Genomic DNA, 12,228 nt, shown 5'->3' on the forward strand with positions numbered 1-12,228 from the left:
CCCCCCCACCACACCCACCCCAAACACATCGGTGCGGTACTCGACCGTGCCGACGATGCCGGCCGGGTCGCCGGTCGCGGTGTGGCGCTCGGTCAGCGAGAAGGCGAGATCCATTCGCGCGGTGTGGGTGTCGAGCGGGACGGGGGTGGCGCGCACGTCGCCCAGTGCCAGTTCGGCGGGTTCGCTGCTCTGCCACCCCAGCATCACTTGCACCAGCGGGTGGTGGGTGAGGCTGCGGTTGGGGTTGAGCCGCTCGACGAGGACCTCGAACGGGACGTCCTGATGGTCGTAGGCGGCGAGGCTGCGCTGGCGAACCTGGGCCAGCAGCTCTGCGACGGTCGGATTACCGCTGGTGTCCACGCGCAGCACCAACGTGTTGACGAAGAAGCCGATGACGTCGTCGAGGGCCGGGTCGCGACGCCCTGCGATCGGGAAGCCCACTGCCACATCGGAACTGGAGCTCAATGCGGACAGTAGCACCGCCAGTGCGGCCTGAACCACCATGAAGCTGCTCGCGTGGTGTTCACGCGCGAAGTCGCGTACCTGCCGCTGCAACTCGGCCGGCCACTCGATGGCCAGCCTGGCGCCCCGTTGATCGGCCACCGGCGGGTAGGGGCGATCGGTGGGCAACTCAATACGCTCCGGCAGGCCCGCCAGCGCGTCGCGCCAGTAGGCGAGTTGTCCGGCGATTGGGCTGCCGGCATCCTCCAGGTCGCCGAACGCCGTCTGCTGCCACAGCGTGTAATCGGCGTACTGCACCGGGAGTGCGGGCCACCGGGGTGGGTGTCCGGCGCGGCGGGCGGTGTAGGCCTGGCTCAGGTCGCGAACCAATGGGGCGATGGATCCGCCGTCGCCGGCGATGTGGTGCACCACGCCCACCAACACATGTTCGGCGTCGCGGCACCGGAACAAAGTTGCCCGCATCGGGAGCTCGTTGGCCAGGTCGAAGGGATGTGCCACCGCGGCGTCGATCGCCGCCTGCAGCCGGCCCGGCGTCCAGTCCCGCGAATCGACGATGCGCCAGTCGAATTCGGCTTGGTCGGCGGGTATCACCAGTTGTTCCGGTACGCCCTCCGGCGCCGGAAACACCGTTCGCAGACTTTCGTGTCGTGCCACCACGTCGCGCAGTGCGGCGGCCAGTGCGTCGGCGTCGAGGAGTCCGGACAGCCGCAACGCGACAGCCATGTTGTAGACGGGGGAGGGACCATGCAGCTGATCGAGGAACCACAGCCGCGACTGGGCGAACGACAACGGCACCACCGCGGGCCTTTCGACGGGCATCACCGGTGCGCGCGGGCCGGCCGAGTTGCCAAGGTGCGGGGCCAGCTGGGCGACGGTCGGCGCGTCGAACAGCGTGCCGACCCGGAGGTCGGCGTGCAGCGCCGTGTTGATCGCCGCGATCGCGCGCATCGCCGCCAGCGAATCGCCGCCCAAGTCGAAGAACGAATCGTCAACTCCGATTCGCTTGGCGCCCAGCACCTGACCGTAGATACCGGCCAGAATTTCCTCGACCGCCGTGGTGGGCGCCCGGTAGCGGTCGATGTCGTGGCAGTCCGGTGCCGGCAGGGCGCGGGTGTCCAGCTTGCCGTTGACCGTCACGGGCAGTGCGTCGATCACCAGCACCGCCGCGGGCACCATGTAGGGCGGCAGTTGTTCGGCGAGCCGGGCCCGCAGCAGGACCGGGTCGGCGGTCCCCGTGACGTACCCGACCAGGCGTCTGGTGCCCGGCTGATCCTCGCGGACGACCACCGCCGCTTGCTGCACGCCCGGTAATCCCGTGAGCGCCGAACGTATTTCGCCGAGCTCGATACGGTAGCCGCGGATCTTGACCTGTTCGTCGGCGCGGCCGATGTACTGCAGCTGCCCGTCGGGGCCCCAGCGCACCAGGTCGCCGGTGCGATACATCCGCTTCTCGGGGGCGTTCGGGCCGGTGAACGGGCACGCCACGAATCGCGACGCCGTCAGCCCGGCTCGCCGCCAATAGCCACATCCCACGCCGTGTCCGGACAGATACAGCTCGCCGACCACACCGACCGGCACCGGACGCAACCAGGTGTCGAGGACGAAGAAGGCCGCCCCCGGGACCGGCGAACCAATCGGTATCACAACGTCATTCGGCGAGAGCGGTACGCTCTTGGATGCCCACATCGTCGTCTCGGTGGGGCCGTAGACGTTGATCATGGTCCGGCCGGGCGCCCAGCGCTGAACCACCTCGGGCGGGCACGGCTCGGCGCCCATCACCAACGCGGTCGATTCCAGCCCGTCGACGGGCAGCGCCGCCACGGCCGACGGGGTTTGGGTGAGCACCGTTACCTGCTCGCCGACGATCAGGTCGCGGAAGTCCGCGGGTGAGCGGGTCAGCGGTTCGGGCACCACGACCAGCCGTCCGCCGTGCAGCAGGGCACCCCAGATCTCCCACACCGAAAAGTCGAACGCGTAGGAGTGGAACTGCGTCCATACCTGCTTCGGCGTCAGCGGTACACCGACGTCTAGCCGGTCGAACAGCTGGACGACGTTACGGTGGTTTACCGCAACGCCTTTGGGCACCCCGGTGGTGCCCGAGGTGTAGATGATGTGGGCGATATCGTCGGGCGCCGGGCCGGTCGGCGCGACGGCAGGTTGGATGACGACGGCCGGGTCGTCGATGACGACGACCGTCACGCCGTGCCCGTCGAGCCGCGAGCGCAGTTCTGTGGTGGTCAGGGCGGCGATCGGGCCGGCATCGGCCAGCATGAACTCGATCCGCGCCGCGGGGTGCGCCGGGTCGATGGGCAGATAGGCCGCGCCGGTCTTCAACACCGCCAGGATCGCGACGATCGCTTCGCCCGACCGCGAAAACAGCAGTGCCACCGACTCTCCCGGGCGGGCGCCCCGCCCGGCAAGCAGCTGCGCCATCCGGTTGGCCGCCTCGTCCAGCTCCCGGTACGTCATGGCATGGCCGGCAAAACTCACCGCGACGGCATCGGGGGCGCGTCCGACCTGCGCGGCGAACAACACGGGAATCGATGCGGCGATCGGCTGCCGGGTCAATGCCGGACGGTTGCCGACCCTGTCGAGATACATCTGCTCGTCGACGTCGAGGAGATCCATCAACGACAGGCGACGGACGGGTTCGGTCGCGGCGGCGGCCAGCACCCGTTGGAAGCGCCGCAGCAGCGTCTGGATGCTTTCGGCGGTGAACACCCCGGCGTCGTACTCGAGACGAACCCCGAGTTCGTCGCCCGGCATCACCTGCAGCGTCAGGGGATAGTGATTGTGCTCCCGGGCGGTGTACTCGATGACGGCCAACCCGCTGACCCCGAACAGGGCGGGATCGACCGGGTAGTTCTCGTAGACGAACAGGGTGTCGAAGAGTTGGTCGTGTCCGGTGGCACGGTGAATGTCGGGCAGCGCCAAGTGCTGGTGCTCGAGGATGTGGTTGTTGGCCCGGTGCAACTGCTCGAGCAGGTCGGCGGTGGTCGTAGCCGTGGTGATGGTGGCCCGGACCGGCACCGTGTTGATGAGCAGTCCCACCATCGACTCGGCGCCGGCCAGTTCGACCGGGCGGCCGGACACCGCGGTCCCGAATGCGACGTCCTGCTGACCGGTCAGCCACGTCAGCAGTTGCGCCCATCCCGCCTGCAACACGGTGTTGACGGTCGTGTGTCGGGCGCGCGCCAGCTCCGTCACGGCGCGCGTCGTCGCGGCCGGGATCTTGGCGGCGGCCACCTCGCGGGGGCCCAGCCCGAGTCGACCCGGCGGGCCGACCAGGGTCGGTGTGTGGAACCCGGCAAACATTCCGCGCCAGGCGGTTTCGGCGCTGTCGCGGTCCTGGTCGGCCAGCCAGGTCACGAACCGGCGGTAGGGCGGGGGTGCGGGAAGCCGTTGCCCGTGATAGCTGGTGAAGATCTCTTGCAACAACAGCGGCAGCGACCAGCCGTCGAGCACGATGTGATGGTTGGTCAGCACGAACCGGTGCCGGTCTTCGGCGGTGCGGATCAACGCCACCCGGAACGCCGGCGGCTCGGTCAGGTCGCAGACCGCCGCGCGTTCGGCGCCGCAGACCCGCTGGATGTGCTCGTCGGCACCCACGGGGTCGACCCCGGTGAAATCCAGGTATTGCCACGGCAGTACGGGATCAGCGGGGATCACCTGTACCGGTGCGTCGAACTCCGGGCAGAACCGGGCGGCCAGGTGGGGGTGGCGGGTGATCACGGTATCGACGGCGCGGCGCAACCGGGCGGGGTCCAGCGCACCGGCGATGCTGATGTCCAGCTGGACGGCGTATAGCTCGCTGTCGCGATAGGTGTTGGCGTGGAACAGAAGTCCCTGCTGCAGCGGAGTCAGCGGCAGGATGTCGGCGATCCGGTCGGCCTGGCACAGGTCGTCGATCTGCTGCTGGGTGAGCTGCGCCGGCGCGATGTCCGACGGGGTCAGGCCGCCGCCACCGCGATCGACGTGGGTGCAGATGCCGGCGAGCGCCTCGAACCACAGCCGGCTCAATTGGGTCACCTGCCCGACGTCGAGCGCCGACGTCGCCCACGTCCAGTCGGCGTGCAGCTGCGGGCCGGCGTCGGTGTCGACCGCTCCGGCATTGAGTTCGACGGTGTGGCTCAACGGCATTGGGATTGCCGAGCAGGCGGCGGCCAGCGACAGGCCATCCGGGCCGATGCGCCACAGGTCACCCGAGTGCTGGCCGGCGCCGGCGCCGAGCCGTCCGAGGTAGTTGAATCCGATCACGGGTTCGGGGCCGGCCAGGTCCACGTCGGGGTTGAGGTAGCGCAGCAGCCCGTAGGTCAAGACGTCCGGCAGGGCGCGCAGCTGCTCTTTGGCGTTCTTGAGCAGCGCGCCCAGCGCGACGTCACCGGCACACACCTGCGGCCAGGACAGCCCACCGAGCGCCAACGACACCGGGTATTTGGTCGTGAACCAGCCCACGGTGCGGGACAAGTCGATGTCGTCGGCCAGATGGTCGTGACGGCCGTGGCCCTCCACCTCGATGCCGATGGGTGCGGTGCCGGCGGCCAGGAATTCGGCGCAGGCCAAGCCGAACGCGATCAGCAGAATGTCCTGCACCCCGGCGTGGAATGCGGCCGGAACTTCGCCCAGTAACCGCCGGGTGATCTCGGTGTCCAGGGTCGCCGACAGCCGCCCGGCCGTGCCGTAGGTGTCCAGCTCCGGGTTCGGAGCAGTCAGGGAGACCGGGGTCGCGGCCACCTGCCGCCACGCCTCGGTGTGTGCCGTGACCTCTGGTCTGCAAGCCCAGTCGTCGAGCCGCGTCGCCCACCGGGCGAAGGACGTCCCGGTCGCAGGCAACGCCACTTCGTGCCCGCTGCGGTGCTGTGCCCAGGCAAGGTTGATGTCTTCCAACAGGATTCGCCAGGACACTCCGTCGACGGCCAGATGGTGCACGATGAGCACCAGCTGGGAGGTGGTCGTCACCCATAGCGCGCTCAGCATTCTGCCGGCGGCCGGACTCAGTCGGGCCCTGGCGCGAAGGACGGTGTCGTCGGACAGCTCGGCGACGGTATCCAGGCAGCCGCGCGCGTCCAGGCCGGGCTTGGGAACCCAGAGCGACCAATTGCCAACATCGTCACCGTCGACGCGCAGCCGCAGCATCGCGTGCCGATCGATCAGTGCCTGCAACAGCACCACCACGTCGACCTCGCTCACCGTGGCAGGCGCCTGCACCACGACGGTCTGGTTGAACTGCTCGACGTCCCCGGCGACGTCGGCCAACCAGCGGACGATCGGGGTCGCCGGCAGCTCGCCGGTCCCCTCGTCTACGAGGCCCTCCGCATCCGTTGCCACACTGGCGACCCGGGCCAGCCGGGCCACGGTCTGCTCGACGAAAACGTCACGGGGACGGCACAATACGCCGGCCGTGCGGGCCCGGGACACCACCTGCATGGACAGGATGCTGTCGCCGCCGAGGTCGAAGAACGACTCGTCGACGCCGACCCGCTCAAGCCCCAACACTTGGGCATACACCCCGGCCAGAATCTCCTCGACCGCGTCGGCCGGGGCGCGGTACCGCTCCGTGCCGTGGTACTCGGGCTCGGGCAGGGTGCGGGCGTCGAGCTTACCGTTGACCGTCATCGGCACGGCATCGATTGCCACCACCGCCGCGGGCACCATGTACGGCGGCAGCCGGTCGGCCAGCGCCGCGCGGGCCTGGGTGGGGTCGGCGCTACCGGTGATGTAGCCAACGAGGTGCTTTACCCCGGGCCGGTCCTCGCGAGCGATGACGACCGCCTGCTGCACTCCCGCCAAACCTGCCAGCGCAGAACGTATTTCGCCGAGCTCGATTCGATACCCGCGGATCTTGACCTGTTCGTCGGCGCGGCCGAGATAATCGAGTTGCCCGTCCGGCCGCCACCGGACCAGGTCGCCGGTGCGGTACATGCGAGCGCCGGGAGCACCGAACGGGCAGGCCATGAACCGCGATGCCGTCAGGCTCGGGCGGTTGACGTATCCGCACCCCACCCCGCGCCCGGCCAGATACAGCTCGCCGACGACTCCAAGCGGCACCGGTCGCAACCACTCATCGAGCACGAAGAAGGCCGCCCCCGTGACCGGCGAACCAATCGGCGGGACGCCCGAACCCGGTGCGAGGGGGGCACTCTTGGACAACCACATGGTCGTCTCGGTCGGGCCGTAGACGTTGATCATCACCCGCTCGCGCGCCCATTGATCCACGAGTTCGGCGGGGCAGGGCTCGGCGCCGATCACCAACGTCGGCGACGCCAAGCCCAGCGGGTCGAGCATGGCCACCGCCGACGGTGTCTGGGTGAGGACGGTCACCCGTTCGGCGAGCAGCAGGGCACGCAGGTCGTCCGGGGAGCCGGCAACGGACTCGTGCACCACCACCAGGCGACCGCCGTGCAGCAGGGCGCCCCAGATCTCCCACACGGAGAAGTCGAACGCATACGAATGACACTGCGTCCACACCTGTTCGGGGGACAGGTCGAAACCCACGTCCAGTGCATCGAACAGTTGGGTCACGTTGTGGTGCGTGACGGCAACGCCTTTGGGTAGGCCGGTGGTGCCCGAGGTGTAGATGATGTGCGCGACATCGCTGGGGTCCGGCCCCACCGGTGCAATGTCGGGCTGGTCGTCGATGCGGGGGTCGTCGATATCGATGACCGGCAAGCGGCACCCGGCGAACCGTGACCGCAGCTCCGTGGTGGTCAGCGCCGCGACGGGGGCGGCATCGGAAACCATGAACTCGATCCGCGCCGGCGGGTGGGCGGGGTCGATCGGCAGGTACGCCGCTCCCGCCTTGAGTACCGCCAAGATCGCAATGACTGCCTCGGCCGAACGCGAAAACAGCAGCGCCACCGACTGTCCCGGTCCGGCGCCTTCGGACACCAAGAGATGGGACAGCCGGTTGGCGGCCACGTCCACCGCGCGATAGGTCATCGACCGTCCCTCGAAGGTCACCGCCACGGCGTCGGGGGTGCGGGCGACTTGGGCGGCCCACAATGCCGGGATGGTCGCCGGGTTTACTTGCCGGGTCAGGACGGCACGGTTGCCGATCTCAAAGAGGCGGGCGTGCTCGTCGGGCCTCAGAAGTTGCAACGACGAAAGTCTTTGCTTCCGTGTAGTGGTCATCGCGACCAACACTCGCTGCAGGCGCCCGACCAGGGTCTCGATGGACGCCGGGTCGAACACGTCGGTCCGGTACTCCACCGTCCCGCGCAGCCCTGCAGGCTCACCCGTCGCGGTGAAATGCTCCGTGATGGAGAACGCCAAATCAGTTCGCGCGGTGTGGGTGTCGATGGCGAGCGGGACCGCCTGCACGTCGCCCAACGTCAGCTCACCGGGTTCGGCATTCTGCCAGCCGAGCAGCACCTGCACCAGCGGGTGATGGCTCAAAGACCGGGTCGGATTAAGCCGCTCCACCAGGACCTCGAACGGTACGTCCTGGTGTTCGTAGGCGGCGAGGCTGCGCCGGCGAACCTGGTCTAGCACGTCGGCCAGCGTCGGGTTTCCCGCCAGGTCGACACGCAAGACCAGGGTGTTGACGAAGAATCCGACCAGCTCGTCCAATGCCGGATCGCGTCGCCCGGCAATCGGGAACCCCACGGCCACTTCGGAACTCGCGGTCACCGCGGACAGCAGGATCGCCAGTGCCGCCTGGACGACCATGAAGCTGGTCGCGTTGTGCTCGCGGGCCGCGTCGCGAATGCGCTGCTGCAGCTCGGCCGGCCAGTCGATGGCCAGGCTCGCGCCGCGCTGATCGGCGACCACCGGGTAGGGCCGGTCCGTCGGCAGCGGCAAGACCTCGGGCATCCCGGCCAGGGCGTCTTCCCAGTAGGCCAGCTGGGCTGCGATAGCGCTGGCGGGGTCGTCCAACTCGCCGAATTGTGCTCGCTGCCAGAGGGTGTAGTCGACATACTGCACCGGCAGGTCGTCCCACTGCGGCGCCAGGCCGGTTCGCCGAGCCGTGTATGCCTCGCCCAAATCGCGCAGTAACGGGGCTACCGACCAACCGTCGGCCGCGATGTGGTGCACCACGCCGACCAACACGTGCTCGGTGTCGTCGAGCCGGAAAAGTCTGGCCCGCAACGGAATATCATGGGTCGGGTCAAACGCGTAGCGGGCGGCGGCGGTGATCGCTTCGTCCAGTCGGTCGGCGCTCCACTCGACGGCATCGACCGCCCGCCAAGGCAACTCGACCCGATCGGCGGGCAGCACGACCTGTCGCGGGGTTCCGCCGGGAGCCGGGAACACCGTGCGCAGGCTCTCGTGGCGGGCCACCACATCGGCGAGTGCGGCGGTCAGGGCGTCGACGTCGAGCCGGCCGGTCAGCCGCAATCCGACCGCGATGTTGTAGACCGGTGACGGTCCCTGCAACTGACCCAGGAACCACAGGCGGGATTGCGCGAACGACAACGGCACCAGCGCCGGGCGCGGCATCGCCGTCAGGGGTTCGGATCGCTGTTCGCCGCGGACGATATGGGGCGCCAGCGCGGCGACGGTGGGAGCCTCGAACAGTGTCCGCACCGAAAGATCGCTGCTCAAAACGGTATTGATCGCGGCGATCACCCGCATCGCCGAGAGCGAATCGCCGCCCAGATCGAAGAAAGAATCGTCAGCGCCGATCCTTGGCACCCCGAGGACCTGTGCGTAGATCCCGGCCAGGATCTCCTCGACCGCGGTGCCGGGAGCGAGGTAGCGGTCGGTGTCGCGGTATTCGGGGGCGGGCAACGCGTGGGTGTCGAGTTTTCCGTTGACCGTCAACGGCATCGAGTCGAGGGCCACGATGGCCGCGGGCACCATGTGGGCAGGCAGTCGTTCGGCCAGCGCCCCGCGCAGTGCGCCCGGATCGGCGCGGCCGGTGACGTAGCCGATGAGGCGACTGTCTCCCGGCCGGTCCTCTCGTCGCACCACGGCGGCCTGCTCGACTCCCGCCAGTTCCGTTAGCGCAGAGCGTATCTCGCCGAGCTCGATGCGGTACCCGCGGATCTTGACCTGGTCGTCGGAGCGCCCGAGGTACTCCAGCTGTCCGCCGCTGTTCCAGCGCACCAGGTCTCCAGTGCGATACATGCGTTGGCCGGGGGCGTCCGGGCACGCCACGAATCGCGTGGCCGTCAACCCGGGCCTTCCCACGTATCCGCAGCCGACACCGCGCCCGGTCACGTACAACTCACCGACCACTCCGGCCGGCACCTGGCGCAGCCAATCGTCGAGCACGAGGAACGCGGCACTGGGCACGGGCGAGCCGATCGGAGCCGTCCCGCCTACCGTCAGGGGTGCGCTCTTGGCCACGTACATCGTGGTCTCGGTGGGCCCGTAAACGTTGAGCATCACCCGTCCCGGCGCCCACCGGTCCACCACCGCGGCGGGGCACGCTTCGCCGCCGATCAGCAGTGCCGCCGGGCCCACCGCCGCCGGCGACAGCGCCGCGACCGCCGACGGGGTCTGGGTCAGCAGCGTGACGCGCTCCCTGACCAGCAGCGCCTGAAACTCCTCGGGGGCGGCGGCCACCGACTCGGGCACCACCACCAGCCGCCCGCCGAGCAGCAGCGCGCCCCAGATCTCCCACGCCGAGAAGTCGAACGCGTAGGAGTGGCACTGGCTCCACACCTGCGCGGGTGGGAGTCCGGCGGTCAGCGACTCCAGCAACTGGGTGATGTTGTGGTGGGTAATGGCCACACCCTTGGGCACGCCGGTAGTGCCCGAGGTGTAGATGACGTGGGCGAGGTCGTCGGGGGCGGGCCACTGCGGGGCGGTGTCGGGTTGGGCGGCGATGCGTGGATCGTCGGCCGTGATGACTCGCACGCCAACATATCCGTCAAACCGATCGGCTAACGCGCCGGTAGTCACCACCGCGGTCGCCGCCGCGTCGGCGAGCATGAACTCGATGCGCGCATCCGGGTGTGTCGGGTCGACCGGCAGGTAGGCCGCCCCGGATTTCAGCACCGCCAGGATCGCGACGATCGCGTCGACCGACCTCGGAAACATCAGTGCGACAACGTGTCCGGGGCCTGCGCCGGCTCCGGCGAGAAGATGGGCCAGCCGGTTGGCGGCCTGGTCGAGTTCGCGGTAGGTCACCGAACGTTCCGGGCTGGTCACCGCGACCGCGTCGGGCGTGCGGGCGACTTGTGCGGCGAACAACTCCGGCACGGACGTGCGAACCGCGGGCCGGTCGAGGATGTCCCGATTGCCCCAACGATCCAACACAGCACGCTCGTCGGCGCCGACCAACTCGACAGACGCCAAGTCGCGTCCCGGGTCCGCCGTCATCGCCGCCAACAGCCGATGTAGCCGGTCCGTCAATTCCGCGACGTCGAAGTCCGAATACGGTTGTCCGGCACCGGCGGTGGTGAGGAACTGTTCGTCGCCCACGCCGACGAAGAACAGCCCGAAGTGGCCTATCGGCCCGAAACTGGTGTAAGTGGCGGTCGCCGGGATGCCGCCCAGGTTCAGGGTGAGCCGAGACGGAATGAAATTGACGACGACGCGGTTTCCGCCCTGCCCGCTGCTGCGGATACCGCCGTCGCCGGCGAGCGTATGCACCGGAAATCTCTGATGGCGCAACGCGTCTCGAGTCTGCGTGTCGACGTGTCGACAAAATTCGGCGACCGTCGTGCGCGCCGTCGTCTGCAGCACGAGCGGCACCACGCCGGCTACCATCCCGGGCAGCGACTTCGACTCCGGATGCACTCGCCTGCTGACCGGAAAGTCCAGCGCCACCTCCGAACCGCCGGTGCATCCGCGCACCAGCAGCGCGCACGCGGCCGTGAGCACCGAGGAGCGCCGGACCCCCAGCTGCTTGGACAGCGACTTGATTCGGCCGACCACCGACGGATCCAACCGAACGGGCGGGGACGGCTGCGACGAATCCGGTCGGGCCGCACCGCGGGGGTGCTCCGGTGGGGGCGCCGACGGCAGGTGGCTGCCCCAGTAGGCCTGGTCGGCCAGATAATCCGCGGATGCCTCGTACTCCAGTTCGCTGCGCACGAGGTCACGTAGCGAGCCGAAAAACGCGGGCGACGGTGGCGTACCGGAAATAATTGCGGAATAGATGGCCGCAATCCGGCGTCCAACCAGCGCAATGCCCAAGCCGTCCAAAATTATGTGGTGGCAACACGTAAACCAGTAATATTCATCGTGTTTCGTGCGGAAAAGCGCGAATTTGAGTAACTGCCCGGTGAGCGGCATCGGTGCGCTTTGCATCGACGACGCGATGGCACGGGCTTGTTGTTCGGGGTCCGGCGAGTCGCGTAAGTCATGGCACGCCAGCTCGAAATCCGGGTGTTCGGTTACCTTTTGGAAGACTTGACCGTCGACCTCGAAGAACACGGCCCGGGCCGCCTCCGCCTCTTGAAGCGCTTTGCTGATGGCCTGCTGAAGCAAATCTGAGTCGACCGCGCCGGCGATTCTGACGAATAGACCGAGTTGCCAGTCGGTGCCAGCGTCGCCCGTTTCTTGCGCGAGCCAAATGTCCAATTGCCGGCGCGTCAGCGGCAGGACACTGGCGTCAAGTTCCATCCATCGCCCTTACCGAAAGGTTTACGCAATAACGGCCTTATGTTGGACCGAGTTGGGTTTTCTCCGTGGCCGCACGCCGGCGTGTCGCCCTTCCGGGCGGCGTTGGTTGGCGTCCACGCTTTGTAACTCACCGATGCTCCCCACACGTCTAATCGACATGAGTGGAACAAACCCTAGTAGACACAACCCGGCACGAACAGAGGTTTTGGCAAAGTTCCTGAAGTTAGCTGGCCGTTAGTCAGGAATTCG

Annotated in this window: 1 protein-coding gene; it reads right to left on the reverse strand. The window is 68.3% G+C overall.

From position 1 onward, the window contains the following. The coding region (locus AWC25_RS16090; RefSeq protein ID WP_142278876.1) for a non-ribosomal peptide synthetase at window positions 1–11,979 on the reverse strand (11,979 nt) is incomplete at its 3' end. Window positions 11,980–12,228: the final 249 nt, after the last annotated feature.

Origin of the sequence: Mycobacterium sherrisii (assembly GCF_002102355.1) — a bacterium.
Lineage (GTDB): Bacteria > Actinomycetota > Actinomycetes > Mycobacteriales > Mycobacteriaceae > Mycobacterium > Mycobacterium sherrisii.